Annotated in this window: 22 protein-coding genes; 14 read left to right on the plus strand and 8 right to left on the minus strand. The window is 72.0% G+C overall.

Features of this window, described 5'->3' with window-relative positions:
• The first annotated feature begins 20 nt into the window (after positions 1 to 20).
• The 3 genes from E3N83_RS19020 to E3N83_RS20130 all read left to right on the plus strand — a co-directional run bounded on the left by E3N83_RS19020 (position 21) and on the right by E3N83_RS20130 (position 3,643).
• Positions 21 to 1,913 (plus strand): substrate-binding domain-containing protein, encoded by a 1,893-nt coding sequence (locus E3N83_RS19020; RefSeq protein ID WP_151084684.1) that lies wholly within the window; start codon positions 21 to 23, stop codon positions 1,911 to 1,913.
• A 77-nt stretch (positions 1,914 to 1,990) separates the two neighbouring features.
• Positions 1,991 to 2,875 (plus strand): phosphate ABC transporter ATP-binding protein, encoded by an 885-nt coding sequence (locus E3N83_RS19025; protein ID WP_202879280.1) that lies wholly within the window; start codon positions 1,991 to 1,993, stop codon positions 2,873 to 2,875.
• 3 nt (positions 2,876 to 2,878) lie between these two features.
• The gene (locus tag E3N83_RS20130; protein ID WP_238342984.1) at positions 2,879 to 3,643 is read left to right on the plus strand and encodes a lytic transglycosylase domain-containing protein; all 765 of its coding nucleotides are present in this window, start codon (positions 2,879 to 2,881) and stop codon (positions 3,641 to 3,643) included.
• A gap of 19 nt (positions 3,644 to 3,662) precedes the next feature.
• On the opposite strand, the gene E3N83_RS19035 is transcribed toward E3N83_RS20130, so the two are convergent.
• The 5 genes from E3N83_RS19035 to E3N83_RS19055 form a co-directional block, all read right to left on the minus strand.
• Positions 3,663 to 3,968, minus strand: coding sequence for a hypothetical protein (locus E3N83_RS19035; RefSeq protein WP_151084686.1), 306 nt, complete (start codon positions 3,966 to 3,968; stop codon positions 3,663 to 3,665).
• Positions 3,969 to 4,119: 151 nt separating this feature from the next.
• Positions 4,120 to 4,974 carry a VldE C-terminal domain-containing protein gene (locus tag E3N83_RS19040; protein ID WP_151084687.1) on the minus strand — a complete coding sequence of 285 codons (855 nt, stop codon included), beginning with the start codon at positions 4,972 to 4,974 and terminating at the stop codon, positions 4,120 to 4,122.
• Positions 4,974 to 5,912 carry a 2,3,4,5-tetrahydropyridine-2,6-dicarboxylate N-succinyltransferase gene (dapD, locus tag E3N83_RS19045; protein ID WP_151084688.1) on the minus strand — a complete coding sequence of 313 codons (939 nt, stop codon included), beginning with the start codon at positions 5,910 to 5,912 and terminating at the stop codon, positions 4,974 to 4,976. Before dapD ends, E3N83_RS19040 begins: the two co-directional genes overlap by 1 nt.
• A 9-nt stretch (positions 5,913 to 5,921) precedes the next feature.
• Entirely contained in the window at positions 5,922 to 6,482 is a 561-nt protein-coding gene (locus E3N83_RS19050) for a DinB family protein (protein ID WP_202879281.1), read from the minus strand.
• A 47-nt stretch (positions 6,483 to 6,529) separates the two neighbouring features.
• Positions 6,530 to 8,104 carry a hypothetical protein gene (locus tag E3N83_RS19055; RefSeq protein WP_151084689.1) on the minus strand — a complete coding sequence of 525 codons (1,575 nt, stop codon included), beginning with the start codon at positions 8,102 to 8,104 and terminating at the stop codon, positions 6,530 to 6,532.
• 347 nt (positions 8,105 to 8,451) lie between these two features.
• On the opposite strand from E3N83_RS19055, the gene ileS reads away from it, so the two are divergent.
• From ileS to E3N83_RS19085, 6 genes are read left to right on the plus strand one after another with little or no spacing between them, the layout of a single operon-like run.
• Positions 8,452 to 11,706, plus strand: a complete 3,255-nt coding sequence (gene ileS, locus E3N83_RS19060) for an isoleucine--tRNA ligase (RefSeq protein ID WP_151084690.1) — start codon at positions 8,452 to 8,454, stop codon at positions 11,704 to 11,706.
• 10 nt (positions 11,707 to 11,716) lie between these two features.
• The gene (gene dapE / locus E3N83_RS19065; protein WP_151084691.1) at positions 11,717 to 12,793 is read left to right on the plus strand and encodes a succinyl-diaminopimelate desuccinylase; all 1,077 of its coding nucleotides are present in this window, start codon (positions 11,717 to 11,719) and stop codon (positions 12,791 to 12,793) included.
• Positions 12,790 to 13,524: an LOG family protein gene (locus tag E3N83_RS19070; RefSeq protein WP_238342985.1), complete on the plus strand. Its 735-nt coding sequence runs from the start codon at positions 12,790 to 12,792 to the stop codon at positions 13,522 to 13,524. The genes dapE and E3N83_RS19070 overlap by 4 nt, the downstream gene beginning before the upstream one ends.
• Positions 13,521 to 13,838, plus strand: coding sequence for a DivIVA domain-containing protein (locus E3N83_RS19075; RefSeq protein ID WP_238342986.1), 318 nt, complete (start codon positions 13,521 to 13,523; stop codon positions 13,836 to 13,838). The genes E3N83_RS19070 and E3N83_RS19075 overlap by 4 nt, the downstream gene beginning before the upstream one ends.
• A 16-nt stretch (positions 13,839 to 13,854) precedes the next feature.
• Complete coding sequence (locus E3N83_RS19080; RefSeq protein ID WP_151084692.1) at positions 13,855 to 14,262, plus strand: hypothetical protein; 408 nt, start codon at positions 13,855 to 13,857, stop codon at positions 14,260 to 14,262.
• Entirely contained in the window at positions 14,262 to 15,050 is a 789-nt protein-coding gene (locus E3N83_RS19085; protein ID WP_151084693.1) for a M14 family zinc carboxypeptidase, read from the plus strand. The genes E3N83_RS19080 and E3N83_RS19085 overlap by 1 nt, the downstream gene beginning before the upstream one ends.
• Before the next feature lie 110 nt (positions 15,051 to 15,160).
• Here the strand turns inward: E3N83_RS19085 and E3N83_RS19090 are convergent, their stop codons facing one another.
• Both E3N83_RS19090 and E3N83_RS19095 read right to left on the minus strand, forming a co-directional pair.
• The gene (locus E3N83_RS19090; RefSeq protein ID WP_151084694.1) at positions 15,161 to 15,961 is read right to left on the minus strand and encodes an enoyl-CoA hydratase/isomerase family protein; all 801 of its coding nucleotides are present in this window, start codon (positions 15,959 to 15,961) and stop codon (positions 15,161 to 15,163) included.
• Between the two features lie 25 nt (positions 15,962 to 15,986).
• Positions 15,987 to 16,763 (minus strand): PaaX family transcriptional regulator, encoded by a 777-nt coding sequence (locus tag E3N83_RS19095; protein ID WP_151084695.1) that lies wholly within the window; start codon positions 16,761 to 16,763, stop codon positions 15,987 to 15,989.
• 137 nt (positions 16,764 to 16,900) lie between these two features.
• On the opposite strand from E3N83_RS19095, the gene E3N83_RS19100 reads away from it, so the two are divergent.
• The 3 genes from E3N83_RS19100 to E3N83_RS19110 are packed head-to-tail and all read left to right on the plus strand — an operon-like array spanning position 16,901 to position 18,949.
• Positions 16,901 to 17,068, plus strand: coding sequence for a DUF3117 domain-containing protein (locus E3N83_RS19100; protein ID WP_151084696.1), 168 nt, complete (start codon positions 16,901 to 16,903; stop codon positions 17,066 to 17,068).
• 1 nt (position 17,069) lies between these two features.
• On the plus strand, positions 17,070 to 18,605 hold the full coding sequence (locus E3N83_RS19105; RefSeq protein WP_238342987.1) for a leucyl aminopeptidase family protein: 1,536 nt from the start codon (positions 17,070 to 17,072) through the stop codon (positions 18,603 to 18,605).
• Positions 18,602 to 18,949, plus strand: coding sequence for a hypothetical protein (locus tag E3N83_RS19110; RefSeq protein ID WP_238342988.1), 348 nt, complete (start codon positions 18,602 to 18,604; stop codon positions 18,947 to 18,949). The genes E3N83_RS19105 and E3N83_RS19110 overlap by 4 nt, the downstream gene beginning before the upstream one ends.
• A gap of 10 nt (positions 18,950 to 18,959) precedes the next feature.
• Here the strand turns inward: E3N83_RS19110 and E3N83_RS19115 are convergent, their stop codons facing one another.
• Positions 18,960 to 19,622 (minus strand): O-methyltransferase, encoded by a 663-nt coding sequence (locus E3N83_RS19115; protein ID WP_151084697.1) that lies wholly within the window; start codon positions 19,620 to 19,622, stop codon positions 18,960 to 18,962.
• 238 nt (positions 19,623 to 19,860) lie between these two features.
• Here E3N83_RS19115 and sigE point away from each other — a divergent pair, with 238 nt between their 5' ends.
• Both sigE and E3N83_RS19125 read left to right on the plus strand, forming a co-directional pair.
• Positions 19,861 to 20,472, plus strand: coding sequence for an RNA polymerase sigma factor SigE (gene sigE / locus E3N83_RS19120; RefSeq protein WP_191907874.1), 612 nt, complete (start codon positions 19,861 to 19,863; stop codon positions 20,470 to 20,472).
• Positions 20,469 to 21,029 carry an anti-sigma factor family protein gene (locus tag E3N83_RS19125; RefSeq protein WP_151084698.1) on the plus strand — a complete coding sequence of 187 codons (561 nt, stop codon included), beginning with the start codon at positions 20,469 to 20,471 and terminating at the stop codon, positions 21,027 to 21,029. The genes sigE and E3N83_RS19125 overlap by 4 nt, the downstream gene beginning before the upstream one ends.
• Positions 21,030 to 21,089 lie beyond the last annotated feature (60 nt).

Genomic DNA, 21,089 nt, shown 5'->3' on the forward strand with positions numbered 1-21,089 from the left:
ATGAGATCAGGGAGCAACTGATGCCTCGCAAGATCAGCGCCAAGCTCGGAATGGCCGCCTTGGCCGTCGCCGGCCTGGGCTTCACCGCGCTGGCCCCGGCCAGCGCAGACACCGTGCCCGGCCAGGACAGCGTGCCTGGCAGCTATACCCCCGGCACCAGCGTCGTCGGCGTCGGGTCCGACACGATCCAGTGGGTCGACGACGCCCTCTCCGGCGACTACAACACGTTCAACGCGGCTCAGGTGACCAAGACGCCGTACTGGGCCAACTTCGACGCCTGCCTGGGCAACACCACGGCCGGGGCACCCGGCCTCGGTGACAACCCCGACGGGTCCGGCTTCCCGTGCGGTGCCGACCACACCGGCACCAAGGCCGGGGTCAAGCGGGACGAGGGCGTCGTGGACGCCGCCGCGGCCGGTGGCGCGCTGCCCAGCGGGTCCGGCGACGGTCGTACGCTGCTGCGCAATCCGAGCGACAAGCTGTTCATGGACGTCGCCTACGGGCGGTCGTCAGGCCCGCTCAACACCACCGACCTGAACGCCGGGGAGATCGCGCTCCCCTTCGCCGTGGACAAGATCGTCGTGGTGACCCACCCGGGTGGTCCTGCTCCGGCCTCGTTGTCCGGTCAGCAGCTGCTGAAGATCTACAACGGCACCTACACCAACTGGAACCAGGTCGGCGGCCAGAACGCCGCGATCCATCCGTATCTGCCCAAGGCCGGCTCGAGCACCCTGAACGCGTTCGAGTCGTTCCTCGCGGCCCTGGACGGCACGACCGAGGCTCCGGGTAGTGACAACGACCCGACCTCGCACGCGGCTGCCTCACAGGTCTGGCAGGGTCCGGGTAACGCGATCAACGACTCCAACTGGAACCTCGGAGCCGCCAACGTCGAGGAGCACGACCCCTCGGTGACGATCGCCGACCAGAACGCGATCGAGCCGTTCTCCTACGGCCGTGCCCAGCTGGCCAACGGGGCTTCGCAGACCGTCCGGATCGAGGGCGGCTGGTCCGCAGACCGCGAGCTCTACCACGTCGTCCGCGGCGCCGCGATCACCGACGCCGTGACCACGCCGTTCCTCTACGGCAGTGACGGCGGCCTGCTCGAGGGCCTGTTCAGCAGCACCGGCTACGTGTGCACCAACGCCACCGCCCAGGCGGACATCGCCACGGCGGGCTTCTGGCCGCTCCAGGCCGGCTCGAGCACCGGCAACTGCGGGGTGAAGAACAACAACACCGTGGACACGATCACCCAGACCTCCTCACACGGGGTGGACGAGGGTGCCGTGACCACCACGAGTGGCCAGTTCTTCGCAGGGGCGCTGCACATCACCGTGGCGAGCACGGACGCCAGCACGCCGACCGGCACGGTCCAGGTCGTCGTCGCCGACCCGTCCACCCCGAGCGGCTCTCCGGCCGCGTCGTTCCACAAGACGGTCGCCCTGGCCTCGGACGGGACCGCCACGGTGACGCTGCCGGCGACGGTGGCGGGCCACAAGACGGTGGACGTCGCGTTCCTGCCGACGAACTTCGGTGCCAACTCCTCCGCGGGTGGCCACACCGCCCTCGGGTCGAGCTACGCCGAGTTCCCGGCCAACATCCCGGTGGCCGCGGTGGCCACCAAGGTGAAGGCGACCGCCAAGCCGCTGGTCCTGGCCAATGCCACCAGGCACACCTCGGTGACGGCCACGGTCAAGGCCAAGACCGGCACCAAGAAGCCCACCGGCAAGATCGTGATCAAGCGCGGCACCAAGAAGGTCGGGGTTGGCACGCTGGTCCACGGCAAGGTGACGATCAAGGTCAAGGGCACGTCGTTGAAGAAGGGCACGAACAAGCTCGTCGTGAAGTACGTCGCGACGGGCGGCTTCAAGGCCCCGAAGACCTTCCCGACGATCATCATCACCCGCACCAAGTGACACCCGGTGGTGGGCCGGGGCTCGACCCCGGCCCACCACCGCCCGCTCACCACCGACCCGACCGAGGGACCATGACCATGACCACGACCGACCGGACGCAGCCCCGCGGCGCGACCGGTGCCGCCGGAACCGACGCAGACACGACTGCGCTGCTGCCGGCGGTGCCGACCCCCGACGAGCCGACCGGCCTGGCCACCCTCGAGGCCCGCGACGTCAGCTGCTGGTTCGGTGACCACCTGGTGCTCGACCGGGTGTCCCTGACCATGGCCGCGGGTGAGATCACCGCCCTGATCGGCCCCTCCGGCTGCGGCAAGTCGACCTTCCTGCGCACCCTGAACCGGATGCACGAGCTGGTGCCGAGCGCCAAGCTCGCCGGTGAGGTGCTGATCGACGGTGAGGACGTCTACGCCGCCGACCGCAAGCTGACCGACGCCCGTCGCGAGATCGGGATGGTCTTCCAGAAGCCCAACCCGTTCCCCGCGATGTCGATCCGCGACAACGTCCTGGCCGGCCTCAAGCTGACCGGCACGAAGGCCTCCCGCTCTGCGAAGGAGGAGCTCGTCGAGCACTGCCTGCGTCTCGGCGGCCTCTGGAACGAGGTGAAGGACCGTCTCGACGCCCCTGGCGGCAGCCTCTCCGGCGGTCAGCAGCAACGGCTGTGCATCGCCCGGTCGATGGCGATCAAGCCGCGCGTCCTGCTGATGGACGAGCCCTGCTCGGCCCTCGACCCGACCTCGACCCGGGTGATCGAGGAGACGATGAAGTACCTCGCCCAGGAGGTGACGATCGTGATCGTGACCCACAACATGCAGCAGGCGGCGCGGGTGTCGGACCAGACGGCGTTCTTCCTGGCCTCGCACAACACTCCTGGAGTGATCATCGAGCACGGCGACACCCAGGCGATGTTCAACGACCCCCAGGACCAGCGCACCCGCGACTACGTCCAGGGCCGGTTCGGCTGAGTCGTGAGGTCACCATCTTCCAGGCCGCGCCCGCGGGCGGCCCGCGCGGTCGCCGTCGCGGTCGCCGGCACCCTGGTCACGGCGGTCTCGGCCTGGGTGGCGGCCGTGGCGGGCGGGCCCGGGCCGCCCTCGACGGCAGGACTCGTCGTGGCCCCACCGATCGCCGTGGCCGAGCCACTGGCTCCCGTGGCGCAGGTGCGCACCGCGTCGGGTCCGTCGTACGCCGTCAGCCCGACCTGGGCCACGGTGACCGCGGCCGCCTCCGGGATCCCCGGGCCGGCCGTCCGGGCCTACGGCACCGCGACCCTGCGGATGGCGCGCCAGGACGCTGCCTGCCACCTGGCCTGGACCACGCTGGCCGGGCTGGGCTGGGTCGAGTCCGAGCAGGGCACCATCGGCGGTCGCGTGGTCGGCGCCGACGGCCGCTCCGACCGGCCGATCCGCGGGCCGGCCCTGGACGGCGGAGGCGACCTGGCGGCGATCCGGACGCCCGACGGGCGTTGGGTGCGGGCGCTCGGGCCGCTGCAGTTCCTGCCGTCGACGTGGGTGCGCTGGGGTGCCGACGGGGACGGCGACGGCACCGCCGACCCGCAGGATCTCGACGACGCCGCCTGGTCGGCGGCGAGGTACCTCTGCGCCTCCGGCGGCGACCTGAGCACCGGCGCGGGCTGGTCGGGCGCGGTCAGGTCCTACAACCACTCCGACGCCTACGTGCAGGCGGTCTACGGCGCGGCGAGCGCCTACGCGGCGCGCACGGCGCCGCGCTGAGCCGGACCCGAGGGACCGGTCAGCTGTGGGGCCCGGGCATCGCCCAGGCGTCGTCGCTGCCGTGCTCGGTCAGCTGCGCGTGCTGGAGGTCGAACGACTCCGCGGACGGCGCGTTGGGCACGATCTCCGGGATGCGCACCGCGGTGATCGACTCCAGGCGGACCACCGAGTGCTCGGTGTGGGTGCTCAGCACGAGCCCCTGCCCGTCGATGCCGGCCACCAGTCCGCTGAGCCAGAAGCCCTGGACCAGGACCTCGACCGGCATGTGGTTGGACTCGGCGCGCCGCAGCGCTGTTCCGATGGTGAAAATGGTCGAGCCTGTCATGTGCCTAACCCCCTGAGGCCCCCCCGGGCCATGCACGATGTTGGGAGAACTGTAGCCCCGTCGGATGGCCCGCGCAGGCACTTGTAGGACAAATGTCCTGACGCGTTCGGGTCATCTCCGCAGCGCCGGCGCAGACCCGCGTGCGAAGTCGTCAGTCGACGACGACGTCCGCTGCGGATCCGGTGGCGCCGGACCGCTGTCCACCGGATTGCCAGCCCCGGTCGCTCCCGGCGGTCCAGGAGCGGCCGTCGTAGCTGACGCCCGAGACGCCCAGGGCGGACGCGTGGCTGACGACGTACGACGCCAGGGCCCAGCCGCGAGTCCGGTTCGCGGCCGCCAGGTCGAGGTGCGAGCCCGAGGCCACCGAGACCGCCGTGGCGCCGAAGGCCGGCGCGAGCGCCCGGCGCAGCCGCACGGCGCGCTGCGCAGCCGGTGCCGGAGTGCCGGTCGCCGCCGACAGGTGGCAGGAGAAGGCCGCGGGGGAGTAGCCGGTCAGGGCCGAGGCCAGGGCGCGGGCGTCGCTCTCGTAGACGGCGTACGCCGACGGGTAGCCCGAGCGCTGGACACGCTGCGCCGCCACCGTCACCGGCAACGTCTCGTAGCCGGGCACCCGCGCCAGCGCGTCGTAGAAGGCGTTGGTGGCGTGGACCGGGTCCAGGATCTGCTGACGGGTGCCCCAGCCCTGGGAGTGCCGCTGCTGGAACAGGCCGAGGGAGTCCCGGTCGCCCCCGCGCAGGTTGTAGAGCTTGGACTCCTGAAGTGCGGTGGCCAGGGCGATGGTCGCCGCATGGGCCGGCATGCCCCGCCGGATCGAGATCGCCGAGATCAGGCTCGCGTTGCGCGCCTGCTCGGCGGTGAGCACGACCGTCAGCCCGTCCACCTTCGTCGTGCACTGACCGAGGGTGCTGTCGGAGGAGGCCGAGTGCCGGGAGACGCCGTAGGCGATGCCGCCGACGACCAGCCCGATCGGGACGACGACGGCTGCCGCCTTGGTCAGGAGCCCCATCAGTTCTGGTGCAGCGCCTCGTTGAGCACGACGCCGCCGGCCCGCCACGGCACCACCTCGACGGTGCCGGTGACCGAGTTGCGGCGGAACAGCAGGTGGCTGCCGCCGGAGAGGTCCACCGCCTTGACCACCCGCCCGTCGGGCAGCGTGACCTTGGTGCCCGCGGTGACGTAGCAGCCGGCCTCGACGACGCAGTCGTCGCCGAGGGCGATGCCGATGCCGGCGTTCGCGCCGATCAGGCAGCGCTCGCCGATGCTGACCACCTGCGTGCCCCCGCCCGAGAGGGTGCCCATGATCGACGCGCCGCCGCCGACGTCGGACCCGTCGCCGACGACGACCCCGGCGGTGATCCGGCCCTCGACCATCGAGGCACCGAGCGTCCCGGCGTTGTAGTTGACGAACCCCTCGTGCATCACCGTGGTGCCCTCGGCAAGGTGGGCGCCGAGCCGCACCCGGTCGGCGTCGGCGATCCGGACGCCGGTGGGCACGACGTAGTCGGTCATCCGGGGGAACTTGTCGACGCCGAAGACCTGGACCGGCCCTTCGGCGCGCAACCGCAGCCGGGTCTCCTCGAAGTCGTCGACCGGGCAGGGGCCGACGCTGGTCCAGACCACGTTGGGCAGCACCGCGAAGATGCCGTCGAGGTTCTGCGCGTGCGGGGGCACCAGCCGGTGTGAGAGCAGGTGCAGCCGGAGGTAGGCGTCCGCGGTGTCGCCTGGCGGTCGGGTCAGGTCGACCTCGACCCGGACGACCTCGGTGCGCACGCGTCGTACGACGTGGTCGCGGGCGGCCGCGGCGAGCCCGGCCGGGGCCTCCGCGTCGGCCGGCGGGGAGCCGAGAGCGGGTCGGGGGAACCAGACCTCGAGCACGGTGCCCGCGCTGGCGCCGTCGGTCACGACACTGGCCAGGCCGAAGCCCCAGGCCCTCTGCACGCTCACCCGGTCAGGCTACTGGCCGGTCCGGCCGTCGATGCACTCGCGGAGCAGGTCGGCATGGCCGACGTGCCGGGCGTACTCCTCGACCAGGTGCACGACGATGTCGCGGAACTCGACCTGGTCGCCGTCGTAGTCGAACGTCTCACCGAGATCGTTCGCGGCGGCCAGCCACGCCTGGCCGTGGGCGACCTCGCGCCGCCACGACTCCCACGCGTCGGAGACCACGTCGTCGTCGGCCACGGCCCCGTTGAAGTCGAGGTCGCGGTCCTCCTGGGTCCGGTAGAGGCGGGGCAGGTCGTCGTGGCCCTCCAGCGCCCGGCGGAACCAGTGGTGCTCCACCCGCGCGAGGTGGCGGACCAGGCCGAGCAGCGACATCGTCGACGGCGGGACCGAGCGGCGCGCGAGCTGCTCGGCGTCCAGCCCCTCGCACTTCATCTCGAACGTCGTGCGGTAGCGGTCGAGGTACTCGGTCAGCACCGCCTTCTCGCCGACCGCGACGACCTCGGTCTCGCGCGGGTCGTCCTCGGGGTCGACCCACATGTCGGGGTGCTTGCGTGGCGGCTGGTCGCTCATGCCTCCACCCAACCGAGGGCGGGCGGCGAGGGCAACTCGACAGCGCGCTAGCCGGTCCACCGGGGGTGACCGTGCACCACCGACGAGAACGCGCTCATGGCCGAGGTGTTGGCAGCCTGCGCGCGCTGGAAGGCGGCCCGCCCGGCGGTCCGGCTGAGGTACCAGGTCCAGCCGGGTCCGTGGCCGACGTTCCAGTAGTCGCGTCGCAGCACGCCCTGGGGCCAGGCGGCGGGATAGTGCGGTGCGGTGACCACGAAGGTCGGGCGTGCGGCCGCGAACCGGTGGGCCAGGCCGCTGAGGCCGCCGGGTTGGGTGTGGGCCAGGAAGCGCAGCATCCGGGCGTCGAACAGCTGCCAGGGCCAGATGCTGGTGACGTCGGCGATCGCGGGCACCGCGGGGGCGTCCACCGAGAGGAGCGTCGCGCCCGCAGGCTGCGTCGCCAGGAGGGCGCGGACGTCGGCGCGCTGCAGCAGCAGTCCGTCGTTCCGGGTGGAGACGGCCTCCACGCCGGCGACGCCGACGGCCAGGCACACCGCGGCCGCCACCGCGACCGACCCGATGCGCCGGGGGAGCCGCTCCACGAGGAGGACTCCGAGGCCGGCCAGACCGAGCGCGGCCAGCGGCAGCAGCACGAAGAGGTCGGGGCCGCCGTTGATCACCGCCAGGGTCCACAGGCAGCCGGCCAGGCAGCCTGTCCCGACGGCGAGGACCCGACCCGGGCCGGGCGAGCGCTCGCCCGCGCTGCGTCGGACGACGGCCGGCAGGGCGGCCGCGGCGAGGCCGAGCATCGCCACCAGCCCGAGGAGGGCGACGACCAGCGTGCCGTGGTACTCCGCCCAGAGCATCGACCAGGTGGGGCCCGGCTGGGTGATCGCGGAGGGTTGCGAGGTGTAGAGCAGGTTGACCAGGACGAAGCCGTCGAAGGCCTGCCGGAGCGAGCCGGCCAGAGCGAACCACACGACGAACGCGGCGGTGGTGACGACACCGCCGACGACGAACCGCAGCCCGGCGGCCCACCGGTGCGCTCCGCTGACCACGATCGCGACCACGACGGTCGCGACCGCGACCAGGAGCGACGGCTGCCAGGTCAGCGTCGCCAGGGCGGTGAAGACGCCGGCGCCGAGCCACCTCCGCCGCCCGGCCAGGATCAGCGCCGCCAGCAGGCAGACCACCATCGTGGTCTTCTCGCGGGGACCGTCCGAGGCCAGCTGGAGGTAGCGCTCGAAGGTGAGGAACACCGCGGGCGCCACCAGGCCGGCCGCGCGTGAGCCGAAGGTGTCGCGAGCCAGGACGCAGACCAGCGCACAGCTCAGGGCGGACAGCAGCGTGAAGACCACCCGGACCGACGGCAGCGGCCCCGCGCCGACCAGGTGGCCCAGCCAGACGGCCAGGCCGGGGACGGCGTCCGCGAGCGGACCGACCGAGTTGAAGACCCCGACGTACGGCGGGACGCCGTGCGCCATCCGCTCGCCGCCGTAGGTGAAGATCGCCAGGTCCGGGGTGAGCAGCGCGTCGTACCCGTGCAACGCGTAGACGACGAGCGCCACCACACCCACCCCGACCGGGTCGAGCACCGCAGGGCGACGCAACCTCGACCAGTGTGTGGCGGACGTCGTGCTCACGGAACCCACGGTGAGACCTCCGGTTGAGGTCTCGATGAGCGCCGGGTGAGGAAATGCTGTGACCCACCGAACCCGGTGGCCCGGAGGTCGGTCGGACCCGTAGGGTTGGGGAAGGCGTTCGAGCCGTCATCAGCGGCGAGCCTCCGGAAGAACAGCGTCTCCGACGTGGTCCCGACCACCGCCGAGTCGCCCACTAGAACCGGACGGGTGGGCCCGTCACAGCCTGCAACGAGCGGTGCTCGGTGGTCGAGCGGAGTCCAGACTACGGGGTGCAAGCGAGGTGGTACCGCGGTCCCGCGAGGGGTCGTCCTCGTTCCGACCGAGGACCGACCGCAGGAGCCGCACCGATGACCTACCCCCAGGTCTCCACCGACACCACCGGCGAGCCCGGCGTGCCGTCCACCCCACGCTTCCCGCAGCTCGAGGAGCGGGTGCTGGCCTACTGGGAGCAGGACGACACCTTCCGGGCCAGCGTGGAGCAGCGCGACGCCGGCACGGACGGCGACAACGAGTTCGTCTTCTACGACGGGCCGCCGTTCGCCAACGGGCTGCCGCACTACGGCCACCTGCTGACCGGCTACGTCAAGGACCTGATCCCGCGCTACCAGACGATGCGCGGCCGCCGGGTCGAGCGCCGCTTCGGCTGGGACACCCACGGGTTGCCCGCCGAGCTCGAGGCGATGCGCCAGCTGGGCATCAAGACCACCGACGAGATCACCGAGATGGGGATCGAGGCCTTCAACGCCGAGTGCCGCAAGTCGGTCTTCGAGTACACCGACGAGTGGCGCGACTACGTCACCCGGCAGGCGCGGTGGGTGGACTTCGAGCACGACTACAAGACGCTCGATCTCGACTACATGGAGTCGGTGATGTGGGCCTTCCAGCAGCTCCATCAGAAGGGCCTGGCCTACGAGGGCTTCCGGGTGCTGCCCTACTGCTGGAACGACGAGACCCCGTTGTCCAACCACGAGCTGCGGATGGACGAGGACGTCTACCAGCTGCGGCAGGACCCGGCCGTTACCGTCGGCTGCCGGCTCGAGACCGGTGAGATCGCCCTGGTCTGGACGACCACGCCGTGGACCCTGCCGTCCAACCTGCTGATCATGGTCGGGCCCGACATCGAGTACGTCGTGGTCGAGTCGGACTTCACCGGCACCACCGAGCGCTACGTCGTCGGTGCGGCCCGGCTGGCGGCGTACTCGCGCGAGCTGAAGAACGAGTCGAGCGAGTCGGTCGACGACCAGGTGGTCGAGCGGCTGACCGGGCGCGACCTGCTCGGGCGCAGCTACACCCCGCCGTTCAGCTACTTCGAGGGTCATCCGCACAGCCACCGCGTCGTCGAGGCGGACTTCGTCACCACCGAGGACGGCACCGGTCTCGTGCACAGCGCCGGTGCCTTCGGTGAGGAGGACAAGGCGATCACCGACCGTGAGGGCATCGAGCTGATCGTGGCGGTGGCCAAGGACGGCACCTTCACCTACCCGATCACCGACTACGAGGGCCTGCACGTCTTCGACGCCAACCTCGCCGTGATCGAGCACCTCAAGGCGATGACCCGCGGCGAGGGCGCGACCGGAGCTGTCACCCAGGGCACCGTCCTGCTCCGCCGCGAGTCCTACGAGCACTCCTACCCGCACTGCTGGCGTTGCCGTGAGCCGCTGATCTACATGGCGGTCTCGTCGTGGTTCGTCTCCACGACCAAGATCCGCGACCGGATGCTCGACCTCAACCAGCAGATCCGGTGGGTGCCCGACCACATCAAGGACGGCCAGTTCGGCCGGTGGCTGGAGAACACCCGCGACTGGTCGATCTCCCGCAACCGCTTCTGGGGCAGCCCGATCCCGGTCTGGAAGAGCGACGACCCGGCGTACCCGCGGATCGACGTCTACGGCTCGCTCGACGAGCTCGAGCGCGACTTCGGCGTCCGTCCGACGGACCTGCACCGGCCGTTCATCGACGACCTGACCCGGCCCAACCCCGACGACCCTCGCCCGGCGGACGAGGGGCGCTCGACCATGCGCCGGGTCACCGACGTCATGGACTGCTGGTTCGAGTCCGGGTCGATGAGCTTCGCCCAGGTGCACTACCCCTTCGACAACGCCGACTGGTTCGACGGTGTCCAGTCCGCCGACGGCGTCCGCCGCGGCGGGCACTTCCCGGGCGACTTCATCGTCGAGTACATCGGCCAGACCCGCGGTTGGTTCTACACGATGCACGTGCTGGCGTCGGCGATCTTCGAGCGGCCGGCGTTCGAGACCTGCCTGTCGCACGGCATCGTGCTCGGCAGCGACGGCCAGAAGATGTCGAAGTCGCTGCGCAACTACCCCGACGTGCGCGAGGTCTTCGACCGCGACGGCGCGGACGCGATGCGGTGGTTCCTGATGTCGTCGCCGATCCTGCGCGGCGGCAACCTGATCGTCACCGAGCATTCGATCCGCGAGGGCGTGCGGCAGGTCCTGATCCCGCTGTGGAACTGCTGGTACTTCTTCGCGCTCTACGCCAACGCGGCGTCCGACGGCGGGTACGACGCGAAGCGCTCGACCGCCGCGACCCACCCGATGGACCGCTACCTGCTCGCCAAGACCCGGCAGTTCGTCGAGCAGTCGACCTCGCAGCTCGACAACTACGAGGTCGCCAACGCCTGTGACTCGGTGCGCGCGTTTCTCGAGGTGCTGTCGAACTGGTACATCCGCCGGTCCCGGGAGCGCTTCTGGGCCGCCGACGGCGTCGCCGACGAGGGTGCGTTCGACACCCTCTTCACCGTGCTGGAGACGGTCTGCCGCGTGGCGGCGCCCCTGCTGCCGTTGACGACCGAGGAGATCTGGCGCGGCCTGACCGGTGGCCGCTCGGTGCACCTGACCGACTGGCCGTCCCTCGACGACCTGCCCGCCGACGACGAGCTGGTCGCCGCGATGGACCAGGTCCGCGACGTCTGCTCGGCCGGTTCGGCACTGCGCAAGGGCGCGGCGTTGCGCAACCGGCTGCCACTCTCGTCGCTGACGGTCGTGGTCTCCGGCGCAGACCGCCTGGCGGGCTTTGAGGACGTCGTGGCCGACGAGCTGAACCTCAAGTCGGTGCGGCTGCTCGACGCCGACCACCCCGACGCCGCGTCCTACGGCGTCTCGCAGCGGCTCACGGTCAACGCCCGCGCCGCCGGCCCCCGGCTCGGCAAGGACGTGCAGACCGCGATCCGGGGCTCGAAGTCCGGCGACTGGTCGGTCTCGGAGTCCGGCGAGGTGACCGCCGGTGGCCTGGCTCTGCGGGAGGGCGAGTTCGTGCTGGAGACGGTGGCCGGCGGCAGCGACGGTACGGCGACCGGGATGCTGCCCGGCGGCGGCTTCGTGGTCCTCGACACCAGCCTGACCCCCGAGCTCGAGGCCGAGGGCGTGGCCCGCGACCTGGTGCGAGCGATCCAGCAGGCCCGCCGGGACGCCGACCTCGACGTCTCCGACCGGATCGTGCTCGACGTCTCGGCGACCGCCGACGTGGCCGACGCGGTCCGCACCCACGCCGACCTGATCCGGCGGGAGACGCTGGCCACCACCCTGGCGGTGCACGAGGCCGACGTGGCGTCCCCGGTGATCGAGCTCTCGCGGGCCTGAGGCTGGTTGGATGGGACGCGTGGAACTCGACCTGACGACCGACGTCGTGACGCTGACCGAGCAGCTGGTGGACATCGAGTCGGTGAGCCGCAACGAGCGGGAGATCGCCGACGCCGTCGAGCGCGCCCTCGCCGCCCTCGGCCACCTCGACGTGACCCGCCGTGGCAACACCGTGGTCGCGCGTACTTACCTCGACCGGGGTGAGCGGGTGGTGCTGGCCGGTCATCTCGACACCGTGCCGCTCAACGACAACCTGCCGTCGCGCAACGACGGCACGCTCCTGCACGGCCTCGGCACCTGCGACATGAAGAGCGGCGACGCGGTGATCCTGAAGCTCGCGGCGACCGTCCCCGAGCCGGTCCGTGACGTCACCTACATCCTCTACGAGGCCGAGGAGATCGAGAGCGAGTTCAACGGCCTCAGCCTGCTCACGGCCAGTGACCCCGAGCTGTTGAGGGCCGACTTCGCGATCCTGATGGAGCCGTCCGACGGCGTCGTCGAGGCCGGGTGCCAGGGCACGATGCGGGTCGAGGTCACCACGCACGGCGAGCGGGCCCACAGTGCCCGGTCGTGGAAGGGCGTCAACGCCATCCACCGCGCGGCCCCGATCCTCGAGCGGCTCACGTCGTACGACGCGCGGACGCCGGTGATCGACGGGCTGACCTACCACGAGGGCCTCAACGCCGTCGGCATCAGCGGCGGCGTCGCCGGCAACGTGCTCCCCGACCTGTGCACCGTGTCCGTGAACTACCGCTTCGCCCCCGACCGCAGCGAGGCCGAGGCCGAGGAGTTCGTCCGCGCCTTCTTCGAGGGGTACGACGTGCACGTCTCCGACAGCGCCCCCGGGGCCCTGCCCGGCCTCGACCGGCCCGCGGCGAAGGAGTTCGTCGAGGCGGTCGGCGGCACGGTGAACCCCAAGTTCGGCTGGACCGACGTCGCCCGGTTCAGCGCGCTGGGGGTGCCGGCGGTCAACTTCGGACCGGGCGACCCGATGCTGGCCCACAAGCAGGAGGAGTTCGTGCCGCTGGCGCAGATCCGGCACTGCGAGCAGGCGCTCAGCACCTGGCTGGGTGGAGCCCCGCGATGACCGAGAAGTACAAGGGCCCCGTGGTGATGCGGCGCAACCAGGTCGACGGCACCACGACCGACCAGCGGCTGCTCGACTCCCGCGGCCCGAGCGACTGGGTCCACGCCGACCCGTGGCGGGTGCTGCGGATCCAGGCGGAGTTCGTCGAGGGCTTCGGCGCGCTGGCCGAGCTCGGCCCCGCGGTGGCGTGCTTCGGGTCCGCGCGCACGACGCCCGACGACCCGGTCTACGCGATCGGCGAGAGTGTCGGCCGCAAGCTGACCGCGGCCGGCTTCGCGGTGATCACCGGTGGCGGCCCCGGGGTGATGGAAGCGGTCAACAAGGGCGCCAGCGAGGCCGGTGGGATCAGTGTCGGGCTGGGCATCGAGCTGCCGTTCGAGTCGGGGCTCAACCAGTGGGTCGACATCGGCATCAACTTCCGCTACTTCTTCGCCCGCAAGACGATGTTCGTGAAGTACGCCCAGGGCTTCATCGTGCTGCCCGGCGGTCTGGGCACCCTCGACGAGCTGTTCGAGGCGCTCACCCTGCGGCAGACCCGGAAGGTCACCGGCTTCCCGCTCGTGCTGGTCGGGACCGACTACTGGCAGGGGATGATCGACTGGCTGCGCGACCGGGCGCTCACCCACGGCACCATCAGCCAGGCCGACATCGACATGCTCAAGCTCACCGACGACGTCGACGAGGCCGTGGCGATGATGGTCGCCGCCCGCGAGCAGCGGCCCTCGTCATGATGTGGTTCTTCGCGATCCTGATCGTGCTGGCCCTCGGCGGGGTCGCCGTGGTCGCCTCCGGACGCGGCACGCCCATGTCGCCGTCGTACGACGACGCCTACGACGCCTTGGTCCCCGCGCACGGACCGGTCACCGCCGACGACCTGCGGCGGATCCGCTTCCCCCTCGCCTTCCGCGGCTACCGGATGGCCGAGGTCGACGCACTGCTCCAGCGGCTCGCCGAGGAGCGTGAGGTCGCCGACGCCGAGGCCCGGCGGCGGTCCATGGGTTCGTCGCCCGTCGAGGTCGAGGGTGACGCGGAGCACTCTGACTAGGGCAGACTGATCGCCCGTGAAACCGGAGTACATCGTCGTGGTCCTCACCTTCCTGTCCGCGGTCGTCGTCGTGCTCACCCGGGTCCGCCTGTCGCAGGCGCGCGCGGCCGGCCAGGCGCAGGTCGGGATGGGCACCGTCAACGCCCACACGGCCTGCGGCACCGTGGCCGTGGTGCTGTGGGTGGCCTTCCTGGCCACCGGGCACGACAGCTCGCTGCTCGGGGTGGTGGGCCTGTTCAGCTACTGGCTGACCGCCGTCGTCGGCCTGTTGATCCTGTGGCGCTGGAAGCCGAGCCACGGTCGGCACGCGTCGAGCACCACCGACGACAGCTGGTCGGAGGGGCCCGGGCTCTCGATCCTGGCCCACGTCGGCATGCTGGTCGGCGTGCTCGTCTTCACGTGGTACTTCGGCACTCAGAGCTGATGCCGCCCACCTCTCGGGACCCTCGCCGCGGCCTGGCCGCGGCGGTGCTCGCCCTTGCCCTGGTGCCCGCGTCGTACGTCGTACCGGCGTCGTCCTCGGCGGCCGCGACGGCGGACCGGCCCGCGGTGATCGGACGCCGCGTCATCGGCCACTCCGTGCAGGGCCGCCCGCTCGTGGCCTGGCACCTGGGCGAGCCGGGGCGGCGGAGGGTCGTGCTGCTCGCGGTGATGCACGGCGACGAGGGCGCACCGCGCCGGATCCTGACCGATCTGCGCGACGGGCCGCCGGTGCACGACCTGAACCTCTGGGTGGTGCCGGTCTACAACCCCGACGGCCTGGCCGCCGGCACCCGCAAGAACGCCCACGGCGTCGACCTCAACCGCAACTACCCCTACCGGTGGATCCCCCAGTCCGGTGGCTACGAGTCCGGGCCGAGGCCTGCCTCGGAGCCGGAGACGCGGGCGATGATGCGGTTCCTGGCGCGGGTCCACCCGTCGTACGTCCTCTCGTTCCACCAGCCGCTGCACGCCGTGGACGTCACCGAGCGGCCGAGGTTCTCCCGCCGGGTCGCGCGGGCCCTCGGCCTGCCGATGACAAGGCTGGACTGCGGCAGCACCTGCCACGGCACGATGACGATGTGGTTCGACCACCGGTTCCCCGGCTTCGCCCTCACCGTGGAGTACGGCGCGTCCCCTTCGCGGGCCACCCTGCGCGCGGCGCCGGACAAGATCCTGCGGCTCTTCGGTGCCTGGCGTGGCGGCGTGGTCGGCGTACCCCGGTCGGGCTGAGCGCGACACCCGCCGATTGGTCCCAAACCGCAGGTTTTGGCTCCGAATCGTCGCCGTTTGGTCCCAAACCGCAACAGTCACGTCACAGGAGTGACCAGAGTGACGGCGCGTTACCGTCCCTCGAAGACCGGCTTCTCCTTGGCGACGAACGCCGCGACGGCGGCGGCGTGGTCGGCGGTTGCTCCGGTCAGTGTCATCTGGGTGGACTCGAAGGCGGCCGCGGCCGCGAAGTCGTGCCCGGCGGCGTACTCGACGGACTGCCGGATCGCACCCAGCGCGACGGTGGGTCCGGCCGCCAGCCGGGCGGCCAGGGTGCGGACCTCGTCGGCCAGCTCGGCGGAGGGTACGACGCGGGTGGCCAGGCCGAGCTCGAGGGCCTCCTCGGCCGGCACCGTGCGCGGGAAGTACAGCAGCTCGATCGCCTTCGCCCGGCCGACCAGCCGCTGGAGGGTGAAGCTCGAGCCCGTGTCGCAGGAGAGCGCGACGTTCGCGAAGGCCAGGTTGAAGCCGGCCGTCTCGGCCACGATCCGCAGGTCGCAGGCGAAGGCGAGGCTCGCCCCGGCGCCGGCTGCCACGCCGTTGACGGCGGCGATCACCGGCTTCCGCATGCCTACCAGGGTGGTCACGATCGGGTTGTAGTGCTCGTCGACGGTGCGGAACAACGCGTCGCTCGACTCGCTGTGCAGGATCTCGATGTGCTCCTTGAGGTCCTGCCCGACGCAGAACGCGCGACCGGTGCCGGTCAGCACGACGCAGCGCACCTCCGGGTCGTCGGCGACCTGGGTCACGGCGGCGAGCAGTGCTTCCTTGGTGGCCACGTCGAGGCTGTTCATGGCCTCGGGACGGTTGAACGTGATGGTCGCGACGCCGTCGGCGACCTCCAGCAGGACGGGTGAGTCGTCAGCGCTCATGCCCGCAGGCTATTCACCCGAGCGGTCAGGCGCGGAGGCAGCGTGCCACGAACCGGTCGGAGGCGGGCTTCAACCGCCGCGCCTCGCTGGTGAACAGCTCCGCGGCGGGACCTCCCGGCCAGTCGCGCGGCAGCAGCTCGGCCGGCAGCCCCGGGTCGGCGAACAGGAACTTGCGCCACTCGTGCACGAGCCGGAAGCGGGCCGCGAAGGAGGCCTCCTCCTCGTCGTCGTGGCGGGCGAGCTCGTGGCGCACGAGGTCGTCGGCCACGTCCGGCCAGCCGTCGTACGACGCCGCGAGGCCGGTCAGGTCCCAGGCGGTGACCGGATCGGGCCGCAGTTCCACCGCCACCGCGTGCCGGGCCCGGCCACCCGCCCGGGCCACGACGTCGTCGAGCTCGGGCCGGTCGTAGGGGCACAACCAGACTCCCGGAGCGTGCTCGGCGTGCCCGAGGTAGCTCAGCTCCTGCCGGAGCCGGCTGCGCGCCCCCCGGTCGCCCGGCAGCTCGACGAAGGTCAGGCGCCAGCGGCCGTCCCAGGTCTCGGGGCTGCTGCGGTAGATCCGGCCGGCCGCCTCGGACAGCCGCTCGATGGCACGCGGGGTGGCCCGGTAACCGGGAGCGGCGGCCACCCGGGTCGGCTCCAGCCAACCCTGCGCGGCCATCCGCGAGATCGCCGTCCGCACCGCCGGGGCAGCGATCCCCACCGGCTCGAGGAGCCGGATCAGGGCCGAGACGGGGGCCTGGTGGGCGCGGGACCGGAGGTGATCGCCGTACACGTCGAACAGGGCCGAACGGGCGCGCATGGCGTCACTGTGCCAGTACGACGTCGGGGTTGGGCGGGCGCGTGTCGCCGCGATAGGGGATAATGGCTCGACAACGGGCATGTGGGGGCTCTTTCTCCGCACGCCTCGGTTCCGAACCAACCAGAAGAGGTGCGCGGATGGCGGCAATGAAGCCGCGGACAGGTGACGGTCCGCTCGAGGTCACCAAGGAAGGCCGCGGCATCGTGATGCGGGTGCCGCTGGAAGGCGGTGGCCGCCTCGTGGTCGAGCTCAACGCCGACGAGGCGGGGGCGCTGGGAGACGCACTCAAGGAGGTCGTCGGCTGACGTGCCCGCGACCCTCGCCCTTCCCGCCCAGGTCTCGCCTCCTGCTTTCGCACTGAGCGACAAGACGCCGCTCGAGCTGGGCGGCGTCGAGGTGATGGCGTTCTCGTTCACCGCGGCCGACGGAGTGGTCGACCTCGGCCCGGAGGCCGCGGAGACCGGTGCCGCCCTGGGCCTCGACCTGACCGAGGCGCTGGCGGCGCACCGCGCGACCGGCAAGGCCGGCGAGATCGTGTCGGTGCCCGTCGCCGGCCGCGGCGCGCGCTCCGCCCTCCGGCTGGTGCTGCTGGTCGGCCTCGGCGACGGCACGGACGCCGACTTCCGCCGGGCCGGTGCCGCGCTGGCCCGGGCGACCACCGACCGCGACACGGTGGCGACCACGGTCGCCGCGTCCGGAGACGGCCACGCGCTGACCGCGTTCGTGGTCGGCGCGATGCTCGGCTCCTTCGGCTTCCACTGGCGCTCACAGGGTCCCGAGCACCACCCCGTACGCCGGATGGTGCTGGCCGGGCTGGCCGACGACGACTACTCCGGCGACCTCGAGCGTGGGCTCGAGCTCGGTGGTGCCGGCTGGCGAGCCCGGATGCTGTCGACGGTGCCGTCCAACCTCAAGTCGCCGCAGTGGCTGGCCGAGCAGGCCGAGACGCTGGCGCGTGAGCACGGACTGGCGTGCGAGATCTGGGACGAGCGCAAGCTAGCCAAGCAGGGCTTCGGCGGCATCGTCGGCGTCGGCCAGGCCTCGGCCACGCCGCCGCGGCTGATCCGCCTCGACTACGCGCCGACCAAGGCGGGCCGCCGGACCCCGCGGGTCGTGCTGGTCGGCAAGGGCATCACCTTCGACACCGGTGGCCTCTCGATCAAGCCCGGCGAGGGCATGACGACGATGAAGCGCGACATGACCGGCGGCGCTGTCGTGCTCGCGGTGATGGCGGCCCTCGGTCGGCTCGGCTGCCCGGTCCGGGTGACCGGCCTGGTGCCGGCCGCCGAGAACGCCATCGGCGGCAACGCACTGCGCCCCGGCGACGTGCTCACCCAGTACGGCGGTCGCACGACCGAGGTGCTCAACACCGACGCCGAGGGGCGACTGGTGCTGGCCGATGCGATGGCCTACGCCGTCGACCACCTCGACCCGGCCGTGATCGTCGACGTCGCGACCCTGACCGGCGCGATGAAGGTGGCCCTCGGCCAGCGCGTGGGCGGCTTCTTCGCCAACGACGAGCGGCTCGCCACCCGGTTGTTCGAGGCCGGTGAGGCGTCGGGCGAGCCGCTGTGGCGGATGCCCCTGGAGCCCGACTACGAGGACACGCTGGCCTCGACGGTCGCCGACTCGAAGAACAACCCCGGCGGGCCGGGTGCGATCACCGCCGCCCTGTTCCTCCAGCACTTCGCCGGTGACGTGCCGTGGGCGCACCTCGACCTGGCCTCGGTGGGCGACTCGCCCTCGGAGTCCTTCGAGTGGACCACCGGTCCGTCGGGCTTCGGTGCCCGGGCGCTGCTGACCTGGCTGACCGGGCCCGAGCCGCTGGCCGGCATCGGGTGACCGACCTGCGGGGGCTGACCGTCCGCTGGTCGCTGGAGGGAGCCCCCGAGGGGGTCGAGGAGGCGCTGGCCGCCTACGTCGCGGAGACGTCGTACGACCGGTTCAGCGCGATGCCCGACCTCGCCTTCAAGAGCTGGCGCTGCGTGAGCGGCGCGTGGTTCGAGGGCTGCTACGTCTTCGCCGACGACGCGAGCCGGGCGGCCTTCCAGGCCACCTTCACGGCCGGCGCCGCCGACGCCCCGGGCTCGCAGATCATCGGCAGCCCTCCGGTGCTGATCGAGGCCTGCACCATTGTGGCGGTCGCCGAGGGCGGCGCCGGATTCCGGCCCGCCCGCCCCGCCTGAGCCGGCGGCGTCACGCCCCGGAGGCGTCGGGCGACCATTCCTTCTTCGCGACCAGCAGCCCGTCGCCGACCGGGAGCAGCATCGGCACCAGGGACTCGTGGGCGGCGATCTCCCGGCCGAGGTCGCGGATCACGGTGGTCTCCTCGTCGCGCTGCGAGGGGTCGGCCACCCGGTCGTGCCACAACGCGTTGTCGAAGGCCACGATGCCGCCCGGACGGAGCAGGCGCAGGGCCTCCTTGAGGTAGGCGGCGTACTCGGTCTTGTCACCGTCGCAGAAGACGAGGTCGTAGTGGCCGTCGGTCAGCCGGGGGAGCACGTCGAGCGCGGCACCGGCGATGGTCCGGGCCCGCTGCGGTGCGACTCCGCCCTCGTTGAAGGTCTCCCGGGCCAGCCGCTGGTGCTCGGCCTCGATGTCGACGGTGGTCAGGATGCCGTCGGGGCGCATCCCGCGCAGGAGCCACAGGCCGCTGACGCCGGTGCCGGTGCCCACCTCGACCACCGCGCGGGCCTCGATCACCGAGGCCAGGAAGCGCAGTGCGGCGCCGCCGCCCGGGCTGATCGCGACCACCCCGACCTCGTCGGCGCGGGCGCGCGCGGCGGCGAGCACGTCGTCCTCGGCCACGAAGCTCTCGGTGTAGGACCAGCTGGCGGGCTTGGGCGGGGCAACGGGCATCGCGGTCGGAGCCTTCCGGTCGGGGCGTCGGTCAGGCCGACACTATCGCGAGGGGACCGGGTCGGAATCGGGGAACATTGCCGACCCCCTCGCTCGTTGGAGGAGTGAGTCGGCCGCGAGTTCACATGATGTGGCGGGCTCTGCTCACAGGTTCCTCTCAGTCGCAGGGTCGAGAGTTCTCACGAAGGGAAAGCCACTGTTCGGGTCACCGGCGCGCAGGCGCCCTCAGGAGGAGTCCGTGGACGCCGTGTCCAGCCAGGCGTACGACGACACCCAGGCCGACCACGACGGCGTGCCGACGTGGGAGGAGATCGTCGACCGGCACTCCGAGCGCGTCTACCGGCTCGCGTTCCGCCTGACCGGCAACCGCCACGACGCCGAGGACCTGACCCAGGAGGTGTTCGTCCGCGTCTTCCGGAGCCTGTCCACCTACCAGCCCGGCACGTTCGAGGGCTGGATCCACCGGATCACCACCAACCTCTTCCTCGACCAGGCCCGCCGCAAGCAGCGGATCCGCTTCGACGCCCTGTCCGACGAGCGTGCCGACCGCCTGCACAGCGCGCTGCCGACGCCCGACACGGCGTACGCCGACCAGACGTTCGACGACGACATCGAGCGCGCCCTGTCCACCCTGCCGCCGGAGTTCCGGGCGGCCGTGGTGCTGTGCGACGTCGAGGGGCTCTCCTACGACGAGATCGCCACGATCCTCGACGCCAAGCTCGGCACCGTGCGCTCCCGGATCCACCGCGGCCGCGCGATGCTGCGCGAGGCCCTGGCCCACCGCGCTCCCGCCGACGGCCGCACCCGCTACCGCGGACCGGCCGTCCTGCCGCAGGGGTCGACGTCGTGATCGGCCACCTCGGCCCCCGGATCAGCGCCCTGCTCGACGGCCAGCTCACGCCGGCCGAGGAGGACCGCGCCTGGGAGCACGTCCACGCCTGCCACGAGTGCCGCGACGAGGTCGAGCGCGAGGGCTGGGTGAAGACTCGGCTCTCCTCGATGCAGTACGCCGGCTCGCCGGCGCCGGCGCACCTCAAGGGCTCGCTGATGGTCTCCGGGGTGATCGCCCAGTGGCACGAGGCGATGCCCGAGGAGATGTTCCTGGCCGTGGGCGGGCGCACCCGCCGGCATCTCGGTCTGGCCGGGATCGGCGGTGGCGCCATCGGTGCCGCGGTGATGGGGGTGCTCGCCCTGGGCGCCTCACCGGCCAACGCGCCGGGCTCGGTGGACGGCCCGGTCGAGGTCTCGCACGGCAGCTCGCTGTCGAGCTCGATCACCGCCGTCGTCGACCGCACCGACCCGCGGGCCGCCCAGTCGTCCCACCCGTCACCGCAGCCCGGGTCGACCCGGAGCCGTTCGGACGCCGACCCGGTGCTCCGCGCGCTGCGTCGTACACTCGCGCAGTAGGGCCCGACCGGGCCGGAACGCCGCCGCGAGGGCGGCATCTCGAGGGTGGAGAGCCAGGTC

Source organism: Nocardioides cynanchi, assembly GCF_008761635.1.
Lineage (GTDB): Bacteria > Actinomycetota > Actinomycetes > Propionibacteriales > Nocardioidaceae > Nocardioides > Nocardioides cynanchi.